At 63.2% G+C, this 21376-nt stretch carries 22 protein-coding genes; 15 read left to right on the forward strand and 7 right to left on the reverse strand.

Features of this window, described 5'->3' with window-relative positions; all coding sequences use genetic code 11:
• Positions 1–16 precede the first annotated feature (16 nt).
• The gene (locus U5822_RS03550; protein ID WP_322854250.1) at positions 17–883 is read right to left on the reverse strand and encodes a YicC/YloC family endoribonuclease; all 867 of its coding nucleotides are present in this window, start codon (positions 881–883) and stop codon (positions 17–19) included.
• A 176-nt stretch (positions 884–1059) separates the two neighbouring features.
• On the opposite strand from U5822_RS03550, the gene rph reads away from it, so the two are divergent.
• Positions 1060–1776, forward strand: coding sequence for a ribonuclease PH (gene rph, locus U5822_RS03555; protein WP_322854251.1), 717 nt, complete (start codon positions 1060–1062; stop codon positions 1774–1776).
• Positions 1777–1851: 75 nt separating this feature from the next.
• Here the strand turns inward: rph and U5822_RS03560 are convergent, their stop codons facing one another.
• Positions 1852–2658: an exodeoxyribonuclease III gene (locus U5822_RS03560; RefSeq protein ID WP_322854252.1), complete on the reverse strand. Its 807-nt coding sequence runs from the start codon at positions 2656–2658 to the stop codon at positions 1852–1854.
• Positions 2659–2739: 81 nt separating this feature from the next.
• On the opposite strand from U5822_RS03560, the gene pyrE reads away from it, so the two are divergent.
• Together pyrE and U5822_RS03570 are read left to right on the forward strand one after the other, a co-directional pair.
• Positions 2740–3378 carry an orotate phosphoribosyltransferase gene (gene pyrE, locus U5822_RS03565; RefSeq protein WP_322854253.1) on the forward strand — a complete coding sequence of 213 codons (639 nt, stop codon included), beginning with the start codon at positions 2740–2742 and terminating at the stop codon, positions 3376–3378.
• Between the two features lie 3 nt (positions 3379–3381).
• Positions 3382–4026, forward strand: coding sequence for a DUF4124 domain-containing protein (locus U5822_RS03570; RefSeq protein ID WP_322854254.1), 645 nt, complete (start codon positions 3382–3384; stop codon positions 4024–4026).
• Positions 4027–4109: 83 nt separating this feature from the next.
• Here the strand turns inward: U5822_RS03570 and U5822_RS03575 are convergent, their stop codons facing one another.
• Positions 4110–4523 (reverse strand): hypothetical protein, encoded by a 414-nt coding sequence (locus U5822_RS03575; protein ID WP_322854255.1) that lies wholly within the window; start codon positions 4521–4523, stop codon positions 4110–4112.
• A gap of 158 nt (positions 4524–4681) precedes the next feature.
• Positions 4682–5023, reverse strand: coding sequence for a DUF2782 domain-containing protein (locus U5822_RS03580; RefSeq protein ID WP_322854256.1), 342 nt, complete (start codon positions 5021–5023; stop codon positions 4682–4684).
• A gap of 87 nt (positions 5024–5110) precedes the next feature.
• Here U5822_RS03580 and polA point away from each other — a divergent pair, with 87 nt between their 5' ends.
• Complete coding sequence (polA, locus tag U5822_RS03585; protein WP_322854257.1) at positions 5111–7846, forward strand: DNA polymerase I; 2736 nt, start codon at positions 5111–5113, stop codon at positions 7844–7846.
• A gap of 270 nt (positions 7847–8116) precedes the next feature.
• Positions 8117–8497 carry a hypothetical protein gene (locus U5822_RS03590; RefSeq protein WP_322854258.1) on the forward strand — a complete coding sequence of 127 codons (381 nt, stop codon included), beginning with the start codon at positions 8117–8119 and terminating at the stop codon, positions 8495–8497.
• A gap of 30 nt (positions 8498–8527) precedes the next feature.
• Here U5822_RS03590 and U5822_RS03595 read toward each other — a convergent pair whose 3' ends face one another.
• The 3 genes from U5822_RS03595 to U5822_RS03605 form a co-directional block, all read right to left on the reverse strand.
• The gene (locus tag U5822_RS03595) at positions 8528–9901 is read right to left on the reverse strand and encodes an OmpP1/FadL family transporter (RefSeq protein ID WP_322854259.1); all 1374 of its coding nucleotides are present in this window, start codon (positions 9899–9901) and stop codon (positions 8528–8530) included.
• 107 nt (positions 9902–10008) lie between these two features.
• Positions 10009–11130: a PilT/PilU family type 4a pilus ATPase gene (locus U5822_RS03600; RefSeq protein WP_322854260.1), complete on the reverse strand. Its 1122-nt coding sequence runs from the start codon at positions 11128–11130 to the stop codon at positions 10009–10011.
• A gap of 41 nt (positions 11131–11171) precedes the next feature.
• Positions 11172–12206 (reverse strand): type IV pilus twitching motility protein PilT, encoded by a 1035-nt coding sequence (locus U5822_RS03605; protein WP_322854261.1) that lies wholly within the window; start codon positions 12204–12206, stop codon positions 11172–11174.
• Between the two features lie 141 nt (positions 12207–12347).
• Between U5822_RS03605 and U5822_RS03610 the strand changes: the two genes are divergently transcribed.
• The 10 genes from U5822_RS03610 (at position 12348) to U5822_RS03655 (ending at position 21373) form a co-directional block, all read left to right on the forward strand.
• Entirely contained in the window at positions 12348–13052 is a 705-nt protein-coding gene (locus tag U5822_RS03610; RefSeq protein WP_322854262.1) for a YggS family pyridoxal phosphate-dependent enzyme, read from the forward strand.
• 62 nt (positions 13053–13114) lie between these two features.
• On the forward strand, positions 13115–13948 hold the full coding sequence (gene proC / locus U5822_RS03615; protein WP_322854263.1) for a pyrroline-5-carboxylate reductase: 834 nt from the start codon (positions 13115–13117) through the stop codon (positions 13946–13948).
• A gap of 22 nt (positions 13949–13970) precedes the next feature.
• On the forward strand, positions 13971–14555 hold the full coding sequence (locus U5822_RS03620) for a YggT family protein (protein WP_322854264.1): 585 nt from the start codon (positions 13971–13973) through the stop codon (positions 14553–14555).
• A 238-nt stretch (positions 14556–14793) separates the two neighbouring features.
• Entirely contained in the window at positions 14794–16758 is a 1965-nt protein-coding gene (locus U5822_RS03625) for a dynamin family protein (protein WP_322854265.1), read from the forward strand.
• A 127-nt stretch (positions 16759–16885) separates the two neighbouring features.
• Positions 16886–18034, forward strand: coding sequence for a homoserine O-succinyltransferase MetX (gene metX / locus U5822_RS03630; RefSeq protein WP_322854266.1), 1149 nt, complete (start codon positions 16886–16888; stop codon positions 18032–18034).
• Positions 18031–18636, forward strand: coding sequence for a methionine biosynthesis protein MetW (gene metW, locus U5822_RS03635; protein WP_322854267.1), 606 nt, complete (start codon positions 18031–18033; stop codon positions 18634–18636). Before metX ends, metW begins: the two co-directional genes overlap by 4 nt.
• Positions 18633–19082 (forward strand): DUF4426 domain-containing protein, encoded by a 450-nt coding sequence (locus U5822_RS03640; RefSeq protein ID WP_322854268.1) that lies wholly within the window; start codon positions 18633–18635, stop codon positions 19080–19082. The genes metW and U5822_RS03640 overlap by 4 nt, the downstream gene beginning before the upstream one ends.
• A gap of 8 nt (positions 19083–19090) precedes the next feature.
• The gene (gene rdgB / locus U5822_RS03645; protein ID WP_322854269.1) at positions 19091–19690 is read left to right on the forward strand and encodes an RdgB/HAM1 family non-canonical purine NTP pyrophosphatase; all 600 of its coding nucleotides are present in this window, start codon (positions 19091–19093) and stop codon (positions 19688–19690) included.
• A gap of 4 nt (positions 19691–19694) precedes the next feature.
• The gene (hemW, locus tag U5822_RS03650) at positions 19695–20840 is read left to right on the forward strand and encodes a radical SAM family heme chaperone HemW (protein WP_322854270.1); all 1146 of its coding nucleotides are present in this window, start codon (positions 19695–19697) and stop codon (positions 20838–20840) included.
• Positions 20840–21373, forward strand: coding sequence for a hypothetical protein (locus tag U5822_RS03655; RefSeq protein ID WP_322854271.1), 534 nt, complete (start codon positions 20840–20842; stop codon positions 21371–21373). The genes hemW and U5822_RS03655 overlap by 1 nt, the downstream gene beginning before the upstream one ends.
• The last annotated feature ends 3 nt before the right edge of the window (positions 21374–21376 follow it).

A 21376-nucleotide genomic window follows, 5' to 3' on the forward strand; every position in this document is an offset into this window, starting at 1 on the left:
GCCTCGGACGCGCACCTCACTCCAGATTCTGCACCTGCTCCCGCATCTGCTCGATCAGCACCTTCAGGTCCACCGCCGCCCGGGTCACCCGGGCATCGATGCTTTTACTGCTGAGCGTGTTCGCCTCCCGGTTCAGCTCCTGCATCAGGAAATCCAGTCGGCGGCCGATCGGCTCATCGCTCTGCAGGGTGTCGGTAACCTCGGTGATGTGCGCCGACAGCCGATCCAGCTCCTCTGCCACATCGCTCTTCTGGGCCAGCAACACCATCTCCTGGGCAACCCGTTCCGGCTCCAGCTCCACCTGGGCTTTTTCGAACCGGCTCCGTAGATTCTGCTCCTGGGCGGTCAGCAGATCCGGCATCAGCGTACGCACCTCCGACACCAGACCGGTCATGGCGGTCAGACGCTCCTCGAACAGCGGCCGCAGGCGTTCGCCCTCGCGCTCGCGCACCACGACCAGCTCGGCAACCACGTCCTCAAACAGCTGCGTTGCCGCTGAGCGCACCGGCCCGAAGTCCTGCTCCGGCACCGACAACACCCCGGGCCAGCGCAGGATATCCAGGGCGCTGATGTGGGCCGGGTTATCGAGAATCCGGTTCACGTGATTGGCGGCCTCATTCACCGCCTTGGCAACCTCGTCGCTGATCTCGAAACGCTGCCCGCTGTTCTCCGCCAGCTGCAGGCGCATCGACACATCCACCTTGCCCCGCTTCAGGCGGCCACGTAACGCATCGCGCAAGCCGGTCTCGAGTTCGCGCAGGGCGTCCGGCAATCGGAACGACGGTTCCAGGTACCGGTGATTGACCGTACGAACCTCACAGGTCAGTGACCCCCAGTCTCCCTGGGCATCCTTGCGGGCGAATGCCGTCATGCTTCGGATCATGGCAACTCCGTTCTGGCTGATGGTAATGCTTGGAGTTTAACAGGCTGCAATCGCCAACGGCGAGCGCCACCCAGGACGAACACAGCGAGCCTTGAACGACGTGTTATACTCGCCAGCCTTTCAACAAGTCACCCGGGCCTGTGCCCGGACACCCATCCAAGACTTCAGGAATGACTATGCGACCAAGCGGCAGAACGCCCGAGCAACCCAGAGACATTCGAATCACCCGGAACTACACCCGCCATGCCGAAGGGTCGGTCCTGGTGGAATTCGGTGACACCAAGGTCATCTGCACCGCCTCCGTCGAGAACAAGGTCCCGCCGTTCCTGCGTGGCGAAGGCAAAGGCTGGATTACCGCCGAATACGGCATGCTGCCCCGCTCCACCGGCAGCCGCATGGGACGCGAAGCGGCCCGCGGCAAACAGGGTGGCCGCACTGTGGAAATCCAGCGCCTGATTGGCCGGTCCCTGCGGGCTGCGGTTGACCTCAGCGAACTGGGCGAGCACAGCATCACCATCGATTGCGACGTCATCCAGGCCGATGGCGGCACCCGCACCGCGGCCATCACCGGTGGCTGCGTGGCCCTGGTGGATGCCCTGAACCACCTGGTGGCGGAAAAGCGCCTGAAGAAATCACCGCTGAAGCAGATGGTCGCGGCCCTGTCGGTTGGCGTCTACAAGGGCACCCCGGTGGTCGACCTGGACTACCCGGAAGACTCCGAAGCCGAAACCGACATGAACGTGATCATGACCGACCAAGGCGGTTTTATCGAAATCCAGGGCACCGCGGAAGGTGCACCATTCGTGAAGGAAGAGCTGGACAGCATGCTGGATTTGGCCAAACAGGGTATTGAGCAACTGTTTGAGATCCAGAAAGCGGCACTGGAAGGCTAAGCGACGTTACAGACCAATCTGGGCGGTGGCGGCGATGCCACGCCCCAGAATGTCGGAGGCCATGGATGGCTGTTGTTAAAAACCGATGTCGATGTCGTAATCCATGATCACCGGTGCGTGATCGGAAAACCGGCTTGAGCCATCAATCCAGCCGTCCCGGATAGTATTGCGAATACCCGGGGTCAGCAGCTGGTAGTCCACCCGAATACCCGCACTGCGGCGAGCACCCTCGGCCTGCTCCGGCCACCAGGTAAACTGATTGCTCTGCTTGTTGATCTCACGGAAGGCATCGACACAGCCCATTTCATCGAACAGGCGGTCCAGCCATGCCCGCTCATGGGGCAGGAATCCGGAAAAGTCGTGCTTGTGGTACAGGGGGCTGGCGTCGGTCACGTGATGGGCGGTCTGCAGGTTGGCGCAGAAAATGAACTGACGCCGCTTGCGCAGGGTTTTCTGCATGTGCAGGCCGAAACCGTCCAGGAACTCATCCTTGTGGTCGAGTACCGTCAGGTCGTCCTCGCCCAGCAGCTCTTCTTCCCGACCGAGGGCGCAGGGCGCCAGCACACAGGCGACCGACACCTTGTCGAAATCGGCCTGGATAAAGCGCCCTTCCCGGTCCGCCTGCTCGTTGGCGAAACCGTACATGATGGCTTTGGGAAAGTGACGGGTGTAGATGCCCACGCCGCCGTCCTCGTTTTTCTCACCATCGATGAAGTAGGCTTCGTAGCCCTCGGGGATGAGGTTGTAGTCCTCGATTTCGTAGGCGCGCATGCGGTGATCCTGGACGCAGACAACGTCCGCATCCTGGTCGGCCAGCCAGTTGAAGAATCCCTTGTCAACGGCTTGGGCGAGCCCATTGACACTGATTGAAACTACCCGCATACGTGTTCCCTGATTCGGTTTGTGTGTATGATACCGTTTTTACGCACTAATTAAAGATCCACACCCGCCAGAAGCCTTGTCATGCACGACTATCAGCAAAATTTCATCGACTTTGCCATCCGCCGGAACGTCCTGCGATTTGGTGAATTTACGCTCAAATCCGGCCGCACCAGCCCGTATTTTTTTAACGCTGGGCTGTTCAACACTGGCGACGATCTACTTCAGCTAAGCAAGGCTTATGCCGCCGCCATAGAACGCAGCGGTCTCAATTATGACATCATTTTCGGACCTGCCTATAAGGGCATTCCGTTGGCCACCGTGACCGCCATGGCGCTGGCTACAGACGGTAACAGCAAACCGTTTGCCTTTAACCGCAAGGAAAAGAAAGATCATGGCGAGGGTGGCAACATTGTCGGTGCACCGCTGCAGGGCAAGGTGCTGATCGTGGATGACGTTATCACTGCCGGTACCGCCATTCGCGAGTCCATTGACCTGATTCGTGCGGCCGGCGCCGAGCCTGCCGGTGTGCTGATCGCCCTGGATCGCCAGGAAAAGGGCAACGGCGAGCTGTCCGCCATCCAGGAAGTGGAACAGGAATTCGGCATTCCGGTCGTGAGCATCATCCGTCTGGAGCAGGTGCTCGACTACCTCAAGGCCAACCCTGACTTTGCCGGCCATGCCGAAAACGTTGCCAAGTACCGGGATCGATTCGGAGTCTGATCAATGACCAACCGCCCAGTCTGTTTCCGAGCTGCCGTTCTCGCTGCGGTCATCGGCGTAGCCGCGACGGCCGAGGCGGGCATGTACCGGTACAAGGACGACAATGGCCGGTTGGTGATCAGCAACACCATTCCCCAGGAAGCCACCAAACGCGGTTACGACATCCTCAACAACAGCGGCCGGGTTGTTGAAACCGTGGCCCCGGCGCCCACCGAAGAAGAACTTGCCGCCCGCGAAGCCGAGAAGCAGCGTCAGAAAGCACTCGAACGGCAACAGGAACAGGACCGCCAGTTGCTGAAACGCTACAGCCACCCGGACCAGGCGGTACGCGCCATGCACCGCAAGATCCGTGAACTGGAAGGGCTGATTCAGCTCAAGCGCGGCAACATCTCGGTGATTTCCAGCCAGCTCGACAGCGAACAGAGCCGGGCCGCCGATATGGAACGGGCCGGCCGCACCATTCCCGACGCCACCCTGGAGAAAATCCGGCGCCTGGAGTCCCAGATTCGGGACCTGGAGCGGGAAATCAGCATTCAGACCCGGGAAATCAACGAGCTGAAGGCCGGCTTCGAAGCCGACATCGAACGGCTCGAAGAGGTAACCGGCAAACCCCGGACCATCACCCTGGACACCCTCAGCAGCGACTGACCGGCTGGCCACAAAAAAGGCGGTGGTTGGAAAACCACCGCCTTTTTGCTGGTGCCGGCCAACGACTGGCTGGCACTCAGGCCTTAGGCAGAAGCCGTGGACTTCTTGGCAGAAGCCGTGCTCTTGCGCGCAGTCGTCTTGCGGGCAGCCGGCTTCTTGGCCGTTGCGGAGGCCTTGGCGCTCTGAGCAACGCTGGTCACTTCGTCAGCGGTCTCGGCAACGGTTTCAGCCGCTTCTTTTTCCAGCTTGGCCACCAGGTCGGAAGCAAAGCTGCCGAAACGGGTGTTCAGGCTGCGCAGCTGCTCGAACAGGTTCTCGCTGTAGCCGTTGTAGGCCTTGCGCAGGTTCTTGACGCTGTATTCACGCGCTTCGGTTTCCAGCTTCTCGGCGTAGTCGAACGGCTTGGAAGCCAGCTTCTTCTGCTGCTCTTCCGCTGCGTTGATGCCCTTCTCGACGACTTCCTGAATCTGCTCCTGGTATGACTTAAGTTTACCCATGTCTCTTCTCCTGAGGTTTGCTGAAAGCATTTCGTCCAGCGGCCAAGCGTGACAACACTGGCCTTGTCTGAATTTCGACTCTCAAGGTACGGGTAAAAATTAGAATGTTCATACTAAAAGCCGGGATCCGTCCGGTACGCAGTTATACCGACCCGAACCTACCAGCGGAACAGCACCCAACTGGGGATGAGCATCTCGGACTCGGCCTCCCGAATCCAGCCGCCGCCGTCCGATGGCACCAGGTAGTATTCCGGACCGGCCTCGGGCACGACCTTGATTTCCATCAACTGGCCATTGACCCGATACTCGTAGAACACTTCCCGCTCGCCCGGGCGAATGACGATTTGCGGGCCTTCACTGGTGGGCTGGTAATCGGAAATTACCACCGGTTCGTCCGGCGTTTCCACCAGGGTTTCGTCCAGGGCACCGTCTTGCTGGGCGAACACCGCCACCGAGTAGCAGGCCAGCAGCGCGGCCGCCGAACAGGCGAATCGTTTCATATTCGTGGTACCCTCATGCCATTCGAATTCCTTACAGAGTTGCATAAGCCAACCCACGCTTCAATCAGAATCCGGACCCGCTGAGACATGACTGATCAAAAGACCCCACCCGTGGTTCTTGTGGACGGTTCGTCCTACCTTTTTCGCGCCTACCACGCGCTGCCGCCACTCACCACCAGCAAGAACCAGCCGACCGGCGCCATCAAGGGCGTGATCAGCATGCTGCGCCGACTGGAACAGGACTTTCCGGGTTCCAAGATGGTGGTGGTGTTCGATGCCAAGGGCAAGACCTTCCGACATGACATGTACGAGGAGTACAAGGCCAACCGGCCGCCCATGCCGGAAGACCTGGGCAGCCAGATCGAGCCGATTCACGAGATCGTCAAGGCCATGGGCCTGCCGCTGCTGATCGTACCCGGGGTCGAGGCCGACGACGTCATCGGCACCCTGGCCCATGAGGCCACCAGCAAGGGCATCGACGTGGTGGTCTCCACCGGCGACAAGGACATGGCCCAGCTGGTCAGCGACCACGTCACCCTGATCAACACCATGACCGAAACCCGTATGGACCGCGCCGGCGTCATCGACAAGTTCGGGGTCACGCCGGAGCAGATCATTGACTACCTGGCCCTGGTCGGCGACAAGGTCGACAACATCCCGGGCGTCAACAAGTGCGGCCCGAAGACCGCGGTGAAGTGGCTGGAAAGCTATCAGGACCTGGACACTGTGATGGCCCACGCCGATGAGATCAAAGGCAAGATCGGGGAATACCTTCGGGAGGCAACCGACACCCTGCCCCTGAGCCGGGAACTGGCCACCATCAAGACCGACGTCGAACTGGAGTTTGGCCTGGAAGACCTCCAGCACCGGGAGCAGGACGACAGCCAGTTGCTGGAACTGTTCCGGGAGTATGAGTTCCGGACCTGGATTGCGGAACTGGAAGCCGGTGACGATAAGGACGCCGGTGCCAGCGACAGCGCGAGCAGTGACACCCCCGCCAAGGCGCCGGTGGAAAAGCAATACTCGGTGATCACCGACCAGCAGGAGCTGGACGACTGGCTGGCCCGACTGAAGCAGGCGCCCCTGTTCGCCTTCGATACCGAAACCACCAGCCTGCGCTACAGCGAGGCCGAAATTGTCGGGGTGTCGTTCGCCATCGAACCGGGCGAGGCCGCGTATGTGCCCCTGGCCCACGACTACATGGGCGCGCCCGAGCAGCTGGACCGCGACGCGGTGCTGAACCAGCTCAAACCGCTGCTTGAGGATCCGGAGCAGGCCAAGGTCGGGCAGAATCTGAAGTACGACAAGAACGTGCTCGCCAACCATGGCATCACCCTGGAGGGCATTGCCGAAGACACCATGCTCGAGTCCTACGTGCTCAACTCCGTGGCCAGCCGCCACGACATGGACAGCCTGGCCCGCCAGTACCTGGATGAGACCACCATCACCTTCGAATCCATCGCCGGCAAGGGCGCCAAGCAGCTGACCTTCAACCAGATCGAACTGGAAAAAGCCGGCCCCTACGCGGCCGAGGACGCCGACATCACCCTGCGCCTACACCAGACCCTGAAGCCGCTGCTGGAGCAGACCGGGCGCCTGGCCTCGGTGTATCGGGACATCGACCTGCCGCTGGTGCCGGTGCTGTCGCGCATGGAACAGCGGGGCGCGCTGATCAATGCCAGCACCCTGCGCCGGCACAGCCAGGAATTGGCCGAACGCATGGCCGAGCTGGAACAGGAAGCGCACGAAGTGGCGGGCGAGACCTTCAACCTGGGCTCTCCCAAGCAACTGCAGAGCATTTTCTACGAGAAGATGGGCCTGCCGGTGATCAAGAAGACGCCGAAAGGGGCACCGTCGACCGCGGAACCGGTGCTGCAGGAACTGGCCCATGACCACGAGTTGCCTCGGCTGATCCTGGAACACCGCAGCCTGAGCAAGCTCAAGTCGACCTACACCGACACCCTGCCGGAGCTGATCAGCCATCGCACCGGCCGGGTCCATACCTCCTACCATCAGGCGGTGACCGCCACTGGCCGGCTGTCCTCGTCCGAACCCAACCTGCAGAACATCCCCATCCGCAGCGAACAGGGCCGGCGCATCCGTCAGGCCTTCGTCGCCCCGGACGGCTACAAGCTGGTGGCGGCCGACTATTCCCAGATCGAGCTGCGGATCATGGCCCACCTGTCCGGTGACAAGGGCCTGCTGACCGCCTTTGAAAAGGGCGAGGACATCCACCGGGCCACCGCCGCGGAAGTCTTCGGCGTCAGCGTCGACGAGGTCTCAGCCGACCAGCGCCGCAGCGCCAAGGCCATCAACTTCGGGCTCATCTACGGCATGTCCGCGTTTGGCCTGTCCCGTCAGCTGGACGTGGAACGCAAGGTGGCTCAGGAGTACATCGACCGCTATTTCGACCGCTACCCGGGCGTACTCAAGTACATGGACAACATCCGCAAACAGGCCCACGACGACGGCTACGTGGAAACCCTGTTCGGCCGGCGCCTGTACCTGCCCGAGATCAACGCCCGCAACAAGCAGATGCAGCAGGCGGCCGAACGCACGGCCATCAATGCGCCCATGCAGGGAACTGCGGCGGACATCATCAAGCGGGCCATGATCGACGTGGAGGCCTGGCTATTGAAGGAACACGCGGACGAGGCCCGCATGACCATGCAGGTCCACGACGAACTGATTCTCGAGGTCAAGGAATCGGCCGTGGACCGGATTCGCGACGGCCTGATCCAGCGCATGTCCGCGGCCGCCGAGCTTGACGTCCCCCTGCTGGTGGAAGCCGGCGTCGGCGACAATTGGGATCAGGCTCACTAATCCACCCCCGGATCCGCGGCATCGGCTCGGGCGATGCCGCGCCCACCAAAACGGGGCATTCGTCCCGAATACGCACCGTTTGAAGGCGTGACACGGTCCCCTGGCGCCACTGGCCGATAGTCCGCCTGCGGCCCAGACCGCAGCCCATGGGCGAAGCCGCAGAGCCGGCCCGAAGCGGCACGATATTCGCACAGGTTTCACCGTCGGCAGCCCTCCACCGAATCGCTGGAGCCGCTGCCAGGTTGTGACACCCACTGCGAGGCCGACATCATGACATCCCTGGCATCTGAACGAAGCTGGTTGCTGGACCCGGGCCTGCTCAAACTGGTACACCAGTGCCGGCGCCTGATCCACTCCGAGTTCGGGGTCAAACTGCACCTTACCGAAGAGCATCTGGAACAGCAGCTGGCCGACTACGCGCACAAGACGCGCTCCAGTCATTTGACCCGCACCTGGGAGGCGCTACGGGCGCAGGTCCCACAATTGCCGGAGGCCAGCGTCGCGCCGGAAGCGGACCAACCCCAGAAGCGCATGTACCGCGGCCAGGAAATTGTCGAGGACGACCGGCCGGTCAAACAGACCGAGGCCCTGGGAGAGGAAACCTCGCCGCGCAAGAAAAAGGTGATCTATCGCGGCCAGGTGGTTGGCTGACCGACGCACGCCGGTCAGCCTGAGGCAGGATCAGAAGGCCTTGCTGACCTGGACGGAGGCACTCCAGGCACTCAGTTCGTAGGAACCCCGGTAGTTGGCCGCTGTCGCCGGCTCGGTCGGGTTCTGGTGGGTGTATTCCCGATCGTTCACCTCGGCATCGTCGGCGAATATCAACGTGCCCACCGCCGCGTCTACGGTCCAGCCATTGCGCAGGTCACGCCACTGGGTCCCCAGCGTCAACCAATGCCGGTCCTCGGACGGGATCCGGGCGGTGACGTACTGGTCCACCGGCGACTCGTCCCAGGCGTACCCGGCCTTGAACGCCCACTCCGGGCTGGCCTGCCAGATACCCCCCAGGTTGAACTGCCAGGTGTTCTTCCAGCGTTCGGTAATGTGGGTGAGGTAGGCTCCGGGCTCGGGCGACCGGGTCACCTCGCCATTGGCCTCCCGGCTGATGATATCCAGCTCCTCGAAACGCCCCCACTTCGCGTAGGTGGCCCCGGCCAGGACGGTGACGGTGTCGGTCAGACGGTGCCGGGCACCGAAGGTGATGCTCTCCGGAATCGCCAGGGGCACCCTCACCTTCTCGTTCAGGGTGGTGGTCTGCGTGAAGGTGGGTGGCACCGGGGTGTTGCTGATTTCCGCGTCGCCTTTCAGGTTCAACTCGGTGCCGGTCTGGGCCGTCAGCCCGAACTGGGTGCGGTTGGACAGCTCGTACAGGAACCCGACCCGTAAGGTCACGCCCACGTCGTCCCCCTCGATGTCCGCGTAGGGCTCAGGCAGGGCCAGGGCCGCCGCGCCTGCGGTGCCACTCAGATCCTGGTAGCGGGACAGGCGCCCCTCGGCGTAGATGATGCTCAGCCCCGCGCCCATGGACAGGCCGGAACCATTACTGATGGCGATCGACGGCGTGAAGGCAATGGCGGTGAGCTCGGTCTTGTCGGCAAAGAAGCGGCCGGCAAATTCGTTGTCGTAATCCGCCGCCAGGCCATAAGGCGCGTGGATACCGAAACCGACATCCACCGAGTCGTTAACCTCGTGGGTCAGGTAGAAATTGGGCAGCACCGCCGGGTCGGCGATATCGCCGCCGTTGGAGGCGGGCTGGACCGGCACGGTTGGATCCTGGCGGGTGGTGGCAATGCTGTCGCGCTTGGCCTCGGCATCGATATCCAGAACGGAGGCGCCAAACGAGATGTTGGTCCCGGACAGCTGGCTCATGCCGGCGGGGTTGAACAGGACGGTGGTGGCATTCTCCGGATTGGCCGCGGCGCCGGCGTTGGCGGCGCCCATGGCACTGGCGCTTTGCTCGTTCAGGGCAAAGCCACCGGCGAGCAGGCTGGCGGGGGCCGACAAGGCCGCCAGTGTGGTGACCCGGATGGCTCGGGCAAGCAGTGAGGATCTCATGTGCAGGTATCTCCTAGTAAAATCGGCGCGGAGTATACGCAGCACGGGGGATTGGCCTCAAATGCCAAATCTATCAGTTAGTTATGCTAACCAACTACGACCTTAGTTTAATCGTCCTGGATCGACAGCCGGTCCACCGTCGATGACAGCTGATCGGCACCCTGGGCGTCGGCGCCGAGCTTGATCATCAGGCGCAGGTCGTTGGCCGAGTCGGCGTGAGCCAGGGCGTCCTCGTAGGTGATGGAGCCTTCGGCGTAGAGCTTGTACAGGGCCTGATCGAAGGTCTGCATGCCGGATTCATTGGACTTGGACATCAGCTCCTTGAGCTTGTGCACCTCGCCCTTGCGGATCATGTCGGCCACCAGCGGGGTGTTGACCAACACCTCGATGACCGCCTTGCGGCCCTTGCCGTCCGGCGTCGGCACCAGCTGCTGGGCCACGATGGCCTTGAGGTTCAGGGACAGGTCCATCCAGATCTGGTTGTGCTGCTCCGGCGGAAAGAACTGGATAATCCGGTCCAGCGCCTGGTTGGCGTTGTTGGCGTGCAGGGTGGCCAGACACAGGTGGCCGGTCTCAGCGAACTGCACCGAGTACTCCATGGTCTGGCGGGTCCGGACCTCACCGATCAGGATCACATCCGGGGCCTGACGCAGGGTGTTCTTCAGCGCCACCTCGAAGCTTTCGGTATCAATGCCCACTTCTCGCTGGGTCACGATGCAGCCGTGGTGCTGGTGAATGAATTCGATCGGATCCTCGATGGAAATGATGTGGCCACGGCTGTTGCGATTGCGGTGCCCCAGCATGGCCGCCAGCGAGGTCGACTTACCGGTGCCGGTGGCGCCCACGAACATGATCAGGCCCCGCTTGGTCATGGCCAGATCCTTGATCACGTCCGGCAACGCCAGGTCGTCGATCTGCGGGATCTTCACCTCGATGCGACGCAATACCATGCCGCACAGGTTGCGCTGGAAGAAGGCGCTGACCCGGAACCGGCCAACCCCCCGGGCGCTGATGGCAAAGTTGCACTCGTGGCTGTCCTCGAACTCGGCCCGCTGCTTGTCGTTCATGGCACCATACACGAATTCGCGGGTCTGCTCCGGGGTCAGGGCGTTCTTGGTGACCGGCAGGACCTTGCCATTGACCTTCATGCTCGGCGGTACACCGGCGGTGATGAACAGATCCGAGCCGCCTTTCTCAACCATCAGACGGAGCAGCTTTTCAAATTCCATAGGAGCACCTGTGCGGATTCTTGCGTCTTGTTAGTCGCCGATCAGAAGTTGTCCGGCATCTTGGCCTTGGCCCGGGCCGCTTCACGGGAAATGAGCCCTTTCTGCAGCAACCGCTCCAGGCACTGATCCAGGGTCTGCATGCCCAGGGAGCCACCGGTCTGGATGGCGGAGTACATCTGGGCGATCTTGTCTTCCCGGATCAGGTTCCGGATGGCGGCGGTGCCGATCATGATCTCGTGGGCAGCAATCCGGCCACCGCCCATCTTCTTCATCAGGGTCTGGGAGATGACCGCCTGCAGGGATTCGGACAGCATCGAGCGGACCATGGACTTCTCTTCCGCGGGGAAGACGTCCACCACCCGGTCGATGGTCTTGGCCGCGGAGGTGGTGTGCAGGGTGCCGAACACCAGGTGACCGGTTTCCGCGGCGGTGAGCGCCAGGCGGATGGTTTCCAGGTCCCGCAGCTCGCCCACCAGGATGATGTCGGGGTCTTCCCGCAGCGCCGAGCGCAGGGCTTCGTTGAAGCCCAGGGTGTCCCGGTGCACTTCCCGCTGGTTCACCAGGCATTTCTTGGACTCGTGCACGAATTCGATCGGGTCTTCGATGGTCAGGATGTGCTCGTAGCGGGAGTCGTTGATGTAGTCCATCATCGCCGCCAGGGTGGTGGACTTACCGGAACCGGTCGGACCGGTCACCAGCACCAGGCCCCGGGGCACCGAGGAAATGTCCTTGAACACCTGGCCCATGCCCAGGTCTTCCATGGTCAGCACCTTGGACGGGATGGTCCGGAACACCGCGCCGGCGCCACGGTTCTGGTTGAAGGCGTTGACCCGGAAACGGGCCACCCCGGGCACTTCGAACGAGAAGTCGGTTTCCAGGAATTCCTCGTAATCCTTGCGCTGCTTGTCGTTCATGATGTCGTAGATCAACCCGTGCACTTCTTTGTGCTCCATGGGGGGCAGGTTGATGCGGCGGACATCGCCGTCGACACGAATCATCGGCGGCAGACCGGCAGACAGGTGCAAGTCGGACGCACCCTGTTTGGCCGAGAAGGCAAGCAGTTCAGTAATATCCATAGGAATCCTCGGAAGGCTTTTTCTTTTATCCCGGAAGCCTGGGCCCGGCGGATTTCCCGGCGCGGTTCACTTGGCATTTCAGTGACCTGCGGGTAACGTGTCACCCTATTGGTGACGGACCGGACGTGGCGATCTCACACTATGAGCAGCATAGCAGACAACATCGGGAGCGTAACCCGACGCATACAAAAAGCAACATTGCAGGCCGGCCGCGGTGCCGGCTCTGTGCGCCTGTTGGCAGTCAGCAAGACCCGTTCGGCCGACGACCTTCGAGCGGCGATCGCCGCCGGCCAGAAAGCCTTCGGTGAAAACTACCTGCAGGAGGCGCTGGACAAGATCGATGCCCTGGCCGACGAAGCCGACATCGACTGGCACTTCATTGGCCCGATCCAGTCCAACAAGACCCGCCAGATCGCCGCCGGATTCAGCTGGGTGCACAGCGTTGATCGCCTGAAAATCGCCCGACGCCTGAGCGAACAGCGCGCCCCGGCCCTGGGCCCGCTGAACATCTGCCTGCAGGTCAACATCAATGAAGAGGACAGCAAGGCCGGCTGTGGCCTGGACGAGCTGCCCGACCTGGTGGCCGCCATTGGCGAGCTGCCCAATCTGTCCCTGCGCGGGCTCATGGCCATCCCCGACCCGGATCAGCCGGAGGCGGACCTGCGCCTGAGTTTCCGCAAGCTGGCCCGGACCCTGCACGAGCTGAAAGCCCAGCATCCGGACGCCGGGCCGCTGGACACCCTGTCCATGGGCATGTCCGGCGACCTGGAACTGGCCATTGCCGAAGGCGCGACCTGGGTTCGGGTCGGCACCGACGTGTTCGGCCCCCGCCCTCCGAAGAGCTGAAGCCACCGGATCCTGCTATGATCAGGTCCGGACGTTTAACCGATCAACCGTTGGAGTGAACCTTGAGCACATCACCAACCATTTCATTCATTGGCGCCGGCAACATGGCCAGCGCCATCATTGGCGGTATGCTGGACAGCGGCTATAAGGCCGCTGACATCTGGGTCAGCGCCCCGGACGATGGTCACCTGCAGTCCATCCGCAAGAAGTTCGGGGTGAGCGTCACCACTGACAACCGCTACTGCGCGCAACAGGCCGACATGGTGGTCCTGGCGGTCAAGCCCCAGGTGATGGCCGATGTCTGCCGCGACATCGCTCCGGTGGTTCAGAACACCCGTCCGCTGATGGTCTCCATCGCCGCGGGCCTGACCGTCGACACCCTGGATGAGTGGCTGGCCGGCGGCCTGCCGCTGGTCCGGGTCATGCCCAACACGCCCTCCCTCGTGGGCAAGGGCGCGGCCGGGCTGTTTGCCAACGCCCAGGTAAAAGAGGCGCAGAAGACCATGGTCCAGTCGGTGTTCGAAAGCATCGGCTCGGCCCTGTGGGTCGAGGATGAAAACCTGCTGCACGGGGTGACTGCCCTCTCCGGTAGCGGCCCCGCCTACTTCTTCCTGATGCTGGAAGCCCTGGAAGCGGCCGCCACCGAGGCCGGCATTGCCCCGGACACCGCCCGTGAACTGGCGATCCAGACCATGGCCGGTGCCGCCGAGATGGCCGCCCGCAGCGAACACGACCCCGGCCAGCTCAAGCGCAACGTCATGTCTCCCGGCGGCACCACCGAGCAGGCCATCAACACCTTTGAGGAGGGCGGCCTGCGCGATCTGGTGCAGAAAGCCTATGGCGCCGCGTTCAAGCGCTCGGAAGAAATGGCCAAAGAACTGGCCGGCAAACAGTAACCGATAACGGAGACACGGCTTCATGCTGGCAGAAATCCTCATTACGATCCTGCTCATTGCATCCACCTTTTACATGACCATCGTGCTGCTGCGTTTTCTGCTGCAGTTGGCCCGAGCCGATTTCTACAACCCGATCTCCCAGTTCGTGGTCAAGGCGACCAATCCGCCGCTGCGCCCGCTGCGCCGGGTCATCCCCGGCTGGGGCGGGGTCGACGGCGCCTCGCTGGTGCTGGCCATCGCGATCCAGGCGCTGACCTTCTTCCTGATCCTGATCACCCTGAACGGCGGCATTCCGGCGTTCAACCCGATCACTCTGCTGGTCTGGGCGGTGCTGAACGTGCTGGACCTGATCGTCAAGATCTACTTCTGGTCGGTGATCGCGGTGGTGGTGGTCAGCTGGATCGCGCCCGGCAGCGGCCACCCGGCCATTCAGCTGGTCGCCCAGATCACCGAGCCGGTGATGCGCCCGGTCCGCAACATCATGCCGTCCATGGGCGGCCTGGACCTGTCCCCGATCATCGTGTTCCTGATCCTGAACGTGATTTCCGTGGTCATCGAGCACATGAAAATGGCCGCCGGACTGGGCTCCATCGGCCTCGGACTGTAAACCAGATCTCACCGATACAATCGGTAACAGTTCTCTTTACCCCAAAAATAACCGGCGCTGCAGGATCATCACATTGATTTTGCAGCGCTTTTTTATGCCCGCCTGACCATCTTGACGACAGTCTGCGACCCGCTCGGCTTCACAGCTCCGGGGAACAGGATACTATTACCGGTTAGTAATCCGTCGCTTGGGAGGATTTTGCCCCACGCACCCGGAAGTCGCGCAGAAGGAAAGTCCAATGAATCAACAGGGAACTCTGTCGCAGCAGGTAGAGGCGTACCATAACTGGAAGAAGGAACTGATCCGGCAGATCGGACGGTACCGGCTGTGGCTCCAGGACAACAATCTGTTCTCCGACGACGTCAGCACCCGCATTCGTCACGGGCTGGAACTGCTGGTCGAGGACGAGCTGACCATCGCCTTTGTCGGCGAATACTCCCGCGGCAAGACCGAACTGATCAACGCGCTGTTCTTTTCCGATTACGGCCAGCGCATGCTGCCGTCCCAGGCCGGGCGCACCACCATGTGCCCTACCGAACTGTTCTTCGACCGCAGCGCCAACCAGAACTACCTCCTGTTGCTGCCGATCGAGACCCGTACCGGCGACCTGTCGCTGCAGCAGCTGCGCAAGCAGCCGGAACGCTGGGTCAAGCACGAACTGGATGAGCGCGACCCGGAGGTCATGCGCGAGGTGCTGGCGGAAGTGGCCCGGGTCAAGAGCGTGCCGCCGGACGAGGCGCGCGGCCTCGGCTTCGACGAGGACATGCTGGAGATCGACCGCAACAACCCCGGCAACGTGCTGGTCCCGGCCTGGCGCAACGCCCAAATCAGCATCCGCCACCCGCTGTTCGAACGCGGGCTGCGCATCCTGGATACCCCGGGCCTGAACGCCCTTGGCTCCGAGCCGGAGCTGACCATCAGCATGCTGCCCCGTGCCCACGCGGTGATCTTCGTGCTCAGCGCCGACACCGGCGTCACCGCCAGTGACATGACTATCTGGAAGGATCACATCGACACCGAGCACGCCGACCACCGGGCCGGCCGCTTTGCCGTGCTCAACAAGATCGACGTGCTCTGGGACGACCTGCAGGGCGACAAGCACACCCAGGACGCCATCGAGCGGGTCCGCACCTACACCGCCGACCACCTCGGTATCCGCCAGCACGACGTCATTCCGCTGTCCGCCAAGCAGGGCCTGCTGGCCCGGGTGCGCAAGGACGAGCCGCTGTTCGAGCGCTCCAACATTGGCCGGCTGGAGCAGCTGATCATCCAGCGCATCCTGATGCACAAGGAACAGCTGATCACCCAGAGCCTGATCAATGACCTGCTGGGCATGCTGCAGAACAGCCAGGCCGCGATGCAGATCCGGCTGGAGGCGCTGCAGGAGGAGCTGACCGCCTGTTCCGGCACCAGTCTGGACAAGGCCGCCCTGGGCAAACTCGCCGAGCGAGCCCAGAAAGACTACGACTTCTACTACAAGAAACTCATCACCCTGCGCTCGAGCCGACGGCTGATGGACTCCCAGGGCGAGATGCTGAAACAGCTGGTGAGTGAGGCCAAGTTCGAGGCCCACGCCAGCCGCATTCGCGAATCCATGTCCAAGAGCTGGACCACCGCCGGCATGAACCGGGCAATGGACCGCTTCTTCGAGCTGCTGGAGAGCGACCTCACCAACCTGATGAGTGAAGGCCACCTGGCGGAAAAGATGGTGGCCGCCATCTACCGCCGCTACAACGAGGACACCCGGGCCCGCCACCTGGAGCCGATTCCGCTGCGCGCCGGCCGGCACGTCATCGCCATCCGCGAGCTGCGCAAGAAGGCGCGTCGATTCCGGATCAGCCCCAAGAACCTGCTGACCGAGCAATCGCTGCTGGTCCGCCGCTTCTTCAATGTGATGGTGGGCGAGGCCCGCACCCTGCACGCCCGGGTGCGCGCTGACGTCGAGCGCTGGCCCCAGGAAGCGCTGCTGCCGATCATGCAGTACTCCATGGAACAAAAGCAGCTGCTGGAACACCAGATCCGCCGGCTGCGCGACATGGTGCGCAACGATCGGGACAGTCGGGCCGAGCGCGTACGGCTGCAGAACACCATTGCCGACCTGGAACGCCAGCTGGAACTGGCCGATGCCATGCAGCGCCAGATCCGGAAACCGGCTCCGACCCTGATCCAGCAGAAAGTGGTCAACATCTCCGGGGCGCTCTGAGCCCCGACCAGGCCTCGACGCGGCCAGTTGCAGCCATGCCGGCCCGGCTTTAAACTGCTGGGCTGGCAATGGCTCTGTCGTTGCTGTCCCAGACACTCACGGACCGAACCAGGAACCTGTCGCGCCAATGCCCGATTCCCTGCCTGCGGATTCTGTCGGGATTGTTTCCCCGCAGACGTACCATTTTGACACCCCCATCGACCTGGCCTGCGGTCAGGCGCTGGACAGCTACGACCTGGTGGTCGAGACCTACGGCACCCTGAACGCGGACGCCAGCAACGCCGTGCTCATTTGCCATGCCCTGAGCGGCCACCATCACGCCGCCGGCTACCATAGCAAGGACGACCGCAAGCCCGGCTGGTGGGACAGCTGCATCGGCCCCGGCAAACCCATCGACACCAACCGCTTCTTTGTGGTCAGCCTGAACAACCTGGGCGGCTGTCACGGCAGCACCGGCCCGAACAGTACCAACCCGGCCACCGGCAAACCCTACGGCCCGGAGTTCCCGGTGATCACCGTCGGTGACTGGGTCAAGAGCCAGGCGCTGCTGGCGGACCGGCTCGGCATCCAGTGCTGGGCCGCGGTGGTGGGCGGTTCCCTGGGCGGTATGCAAGCGCTGCAGTGGAGTCTGGATTACCCGGACCGGCTGAAGCACGCGGTGGTGATTGCCTCCACTCCCCGGCTGACCGCCCAGAACATCGCCTTCAACGAGGTGGCCCGGCAGGCCATCACCTCGGACCGGGAGTTCCACGACGGCCGCTATTACGACGACGAGGTGGTGCCGCGCCGGGGCCTGATGTTGGCGCGCATGGTCGGGCACATCACCTACCTGTCGGACGCCTCCATGGGCGAGAAATTCGGCCGGGAACTGCGGGACCAGGCCTACAAGTTCGGGTACGACGCCGAGTTCCAGGTCGAAAGCTACCTGCGCTACCAGGGCGAGCGTTTTTCGGAATCCTTTGACGCCAACACCTACCTGCTGATGACCCGGGCGCTGGACTATTTCGATCCCGCCTACGATTACGGCGGCGACCTGTCCAGGGCTCTGGCCGGGGCCCAGTGCGAATTCCTGGTCCTGTCGTTCAGCACCGACTGGCGCTTTACCCCGGCCCGTTCGGAGGAGATGGTCAACGCCATGATTGCCGCCCGCAAGAAGGTCAGCTATTCCGAGATCGATGCGCCCTGGGGCCACGATGCCTTCCTGATTCCGACCCCCAGGTACACCGACATCTTCACCGCTTACATGGCCCGGGTCGCCAGGGAGGTGGGCGCATGAGACCGGATCTGGACATCATCCAGCAGTGGATCAAACCCGGCTTCCACGTGCTTGACCTCGGCTGCGGCGACGGCACCCTGCTCGACTACCTGCAGCGGGAGCGGGGCGCCAGCGGTTTTGGCCTCGAGATCAACCCGGACCACATCACCACCTGCATGGGCAAGGGCGTGGCGGTGATCGAGCAGAACCTGGACACCCAGGGCCTGGGCAATTTCGACGACGGCAGCTTCGATACCGTGCTGATGACCCAGGCACTCCAGGCCGTGCGCCGGCCCGACAAGGTGTTGGATGAAATGCTGCGGGTCGGGCGCGAAGGCATTGTCACCTTCCCCAACTTCGCCCACTGGCGCCTGCGTTGGGGGTTGGCCCTGAGCGGTCGCATGCCCGAATCCGAGGCGCTTCCGTATAAGTGGTACAACACCCCCAACATCCGGCTGTGCACCTTCAAGGATTTCGAGGCCCTGTGCCGGCAGAAAGGCATTCGCATCAAGAGCCGGCGGGTGGTCGATGGCCAGCACCAGAATAGCTGGCTGGCGCGACTCTGGCCTAATCTGTTGGGAGAGATTGCCATTTACCGAATCACACGGGAGACCGAGCAATGAACACCCAAAGCCTCCAACGTCTTACTCTTGTCCTGCTGTGGCTGGTCTTTGCCGCCCAGGCCCAGGCCGCCGGCAACAAGGACTTCGGCGAGTACCGGGTGCACTGGAGCGTATTGCCGAGCACCTTCCTCGCGCCGGAAGTGGCCCAGGCCAACGGCCTGCAGCGCAGCAAGGGTATCGGCGTGATCAACATCGCGATCATGAAGGAAAACGAGGACGGAACTCTGACGCCGGTCGGCGGTCAGGTGGAAGGCAAGGTCACCAACGACATCCAGCAGGTCCGGTTCCTGGCGTTCCGCCGTATTCAGGAGGGGGATGCGGTGTACTTCATCGCCGAGTACCAATACAGCTCGGCCGAGTTGATGACGTTCAACATCACCGCCCGCCCCACCGGCGCCCAACAGGACCTGCCGATCCGTTTCGCCCACACACTGTTCAGCGACTGACACTGCCCATGACCGACCGACTCGTAATCGCCAGCAACAACCGGGGCAAAATTGCCGAACTGACCGAACTGCTGGCGCCGCTTGGCATGCAGCCGGTGGCTCAGGGTGAACTGGGCGTCAGTGAGGCCGAAGAGCCCGCGGTCACCTTTGTCGAGAACGCCCTGCTCAAAGCCCGCCACGCGGCCCGCAGCACCGGCCTACCGGCCCTGGCGGACGACAGCGGCCTGGCGGTTGACGCCCTGGACGGGCAACCGGGCGTGCGTTCGGCCCGCTATGCCGGCGACCAGGCCAGTGACCGCGACAACATCGACGCCCTGCTGGCCGCCATGGCCGAGGTCCCGGAGGGCCAGCGCGGCGCGCAATTTCACTGTGTGCTGGTGTACCTGCGCCACGCCGATGACCCGACCCCCATCATTTGCCACGGTCGCTGGCCCGGCGCCATCCTGACCGCACCGGCCGGCGACGCCGGCTTCGGCTACGACCCGGTGTTCTGGGTCCCCGAGCACGACTGCAGTGCGGCCGAGCTGTCCCGGGCCGACAAAAGCCGGATCAGCCACCGGGGCCGCGCCCTTCGCCTGCTGACCCAGCAACTGCCGTCCGGAGCCTGAACCCATGACCGCCCCGACCGTGGCGGTCCGACCGCCCCTGAGCCTGTACCTGCACGTGCCCTGGTGCGTGCGCAAGTGCCCGTACTGCGACTTCAATTCCCACGCGGTGAAGGGGGAAATTCCGGAAACGGCGTACTTGCAGGCTATGCTGGAAGACCTGGACCAGGACCTTGCCCTGACCGGATCCCGGTCCATCGAGACCGTGTTTATTGGCGGCGGCACCCCGTCGCTGATGAGCGGCGGCTTCTATCGCAGCCTGTTCCGGGAACTGCGGGCCCGGCTGAACCTGACCCCGGACGCCGAGATCACCCTGGAAGCCAACCCGGGCACCCTTGAGGAAGGCCGGTTCGAGGCCTTTCGCGAGGCCGGCATCAACCGGCTGTCCATTGGCGTCCAGAGCTTCAACGCCCGGCACCTGAGCACCCTGGGACGCATTCACGACAGCGCCGCCGCTCACCGGGCGATTGAGACCGCGCGCCAGGCCGGCTTTGACAACTTCAACGTCGACCTGATGCACGGCCTGCCGGAACAAAGCCCGGCGGACGCCCTGGCGGATCTGGAGGCGGCGCTCGGCCACAAGCCACCGCACCTGTCCTGGTATCAGCTCACCCTGGAGCCCAACACCGAATTCTACAGTCGTCCGCCCGATCTGCCGGACGACGACCGGCTCTGGGAGATCTACCGTTCAGGCCGCGACCTGCTGCACCGCCACGGCTTCCGGGATTACGAGGTGTCGGCCTGGAGCCAGCCGGGGCGGGCGTCCCGGCACAACCTGAACTACTGGACCTTTGGCGACTACCTGGCCTTGGGCGCCGGCGGCCACGGCAAGGTCAGCCAGGCCGATGGCCAGATCCGGCGCTACTGGAAAACCCGCCAGCCCGAGGCCTACCTGAACCGCATCGGTAGCCGCACCGCGGGCAGCGAAGTCATTGCGGTGGACGACCTGCCACTGGAGTTTCTGATGAACGCCCTGCGCCTGACCGACGGCGTCGAGGAACGGCTGTTTCAGGAGCGAACAGGTTTACCCCTGTCGTCAGTTGCGGTAAAACTTGAGGAGCTGCGTGACGAGAAGCTGCTGGAGCAGCACCGTATCCAGGCCACGGACCTGGGCCAGCGCTACCTGAACAGCCTGTTGGAGCGATTCCTGTAATGGACTGGGGCAAAGAACTCGCCGAACTGCCGAAGCGCCTGCGCGTCACCCTGATTGCCAGCGCGGCCCTGTTCCTGGTGCTGGTGCTGGTCAACCAGCCACTGCAGACCGGCTCCGCCCCACAGGGCATCGTCAGCTTCCAGATGGCCGGCACCGCCGATCAGGCCCACGCCATTCTCCGCAGCTGGCGCGCGGACGGCCAGTTCTGGGCCCAGGTGTCGCTGTGGCTGGACTTCCTGTTCATTCCCACCTACGTGCTTGCGCTGATCCTGCTGACCCGCCACTTGGTGCGGGATCGGCCGGGGGTGCGCGAGCGCATGGTGGCCCGCTGGATCAGGGCGCTGTTCGTGGCCGCCGGCCTGAGCGACGTGGGCGAAAACATCCTGCTGCTGAACAACTTCAACCCGCCCACCGACCTGACCAGCCTGTCGGCCACCATTTGCGCCCTGGTGAAATACACCGGCCTGACCCTGGGCCTGGCCGGCCTGGTGGTGGTCCGGGCGGCGCGCCGGCACCCGCTGGCGCACGGCTAGCCC

This window comes from Marinobacter qingdaonensis (assembly GCF_034555935.1).
Lineage (GTDB): Bacteria > Pseudomonadota > Gammaproteobacteria > Pseudomonadales > Oleiphilaceae > Marinobacter > Marinobacter qingdaonensis.

Bases quoted from the DNA above. Each gene is read 5' to 3' on its own strand.
- U5822_RS03550 (WP_322854250.1), bottom strand. From the start codon at position 883: ATGATCCGAAGCATGACGGCATTCGCCCGCAAGGATGCCCAGGGAGAC.
- rph (WP_322854251.1), top strand. From the start codon at position 1,060: ATGCGACCAAGCGGCAGAACGCCCGAGCAACCCAGAGACATTCGAATC.
- U5822_RS03560 (WP_322854252.1), bottom strand. From the start codon at position 2,658: ATGCGGGTAGTTTCAATCAGTGTCAATGGGCTCGCCCAAGCCGTTGAC.
- pyrE (WP_322854253.1), top strand. From the start codon at position 2,740: ATGCACGACTATCAGCAAAATTTCATCGACTTTGCCATCCGCCGGAAC.
- U5822_RS03570 (WP_322854254.1), top strand. From the start codon at position 3,382: ATGACCAACCGCCCAGTCTGTTTCCGAGCTGCCGTTCTCGCTGCGGTC.
- U5822_RS03575 (WP_322854255.1), bottom strand. From the start codon at position 4,523: ATGGGTAAACTTAAGTCATACCAGGAGCAGATTCAGGAAGTCGTCGAG.
- U5822_RS03580 (WP_322854256.1), bottom strand. From the start codon at position 5,023: ATGAAACGATTCGCCTGTTCGGCGGCCGCGCTGCTGGCCTGCTACTCG.
- polA (WP_322854257.1), top strand. From the start codon at position 5,111: ATGACTGATCAAAAGACCCCACCCGTGGTTCTTGTGGACGGTTCGTCC.
- U5822_RS03590 (WP_322854258.1), top strand. From the start codon at position 8,117: ATGACATCCCTGGCATCTGAACGAAGCTGGTTGCTGGACCCGGGCCTG.
- U5822_RS03595 (WP_322854259.1), bottom strand. From the start codon at position 9,901: ATGAGATCCTCACTGCTTGCCCGAGCCATCCGGGTCACCACACTGGCG.
- U5822_RS03600 (WP_322854260.1), bottom strand. From the start codon at position 11,130: ATGGAATTTGAAAAGCTGCTCCGTCTGATGGTTGAGAAAGGCGGCTCG.
- U5822_RS03605 (WP_322854261.1), bottom strand. From the start codon at position 12,206: ATGGATATTACTGAACTGCTTGCCTTCTCGGCCAAACAGGGTGCGTCC.
- U5822_RS03610 (WP_322854262.1), top strand. From the start codon at position 12,348: ATGAGCAGCATAGCAGACAACATCGGGAGCGTAACCCGACGCATACAA.
- U5822_RS03620 (WP_322854264.1), top strand. From the start codon at position 13,971: ATGCTGGCAGAAATCCTCATTACGATCCTGCTCATTGCATCCACCTTT.
- U5822_RS03625 (WP_322854265.1), top strand. From the start codon at position 14,794: ATGAATCAACAGGGAACTCTGTCGCAGCAGGTAGAGGCGTACCATAAC.
- metX (WP_322854266.1), top strand. From the start codon at position 16,886: ATGCCCGATTCCCTGCCTGCGGATTCTGTCGGGATTGTTTCCCCGCAG.
- metW (WP_322854267.1), top strand. From the start codon at position 18,031: ATGAGACCGGATCTGGACATCATCCAGCAGTGGATCAAACCCGGCTTC.
- U5822_RS03640 (WP_322854268.1), top strand. From the start codon at position 18,633: ATGAACACCCAAAGCCTCCAACGTCTTACTCTTGTCCTGCTGTGGCTG.
- rdgB (WP_322854269.1), top strand. From the start codon at position 19,091: ATGACCGACCGACTCGTAATCGCCAGCAACAACCGGGGCAAAATTGCC.
- hemW (WP_322854270.1), top strand. From the start codon at position 19,695: ATGACCGCCCCGACCGTGGCGGTCCGACCGCCCCTGAGCCTGTACCTG.
- U5822_RS03655 (WP_322854271.1), top strand. From the start codon at position 20,840: ATGGACTGGGGCAAAGAACTCGCCGAACTGCCGAAGCGCCTGCGCGTC.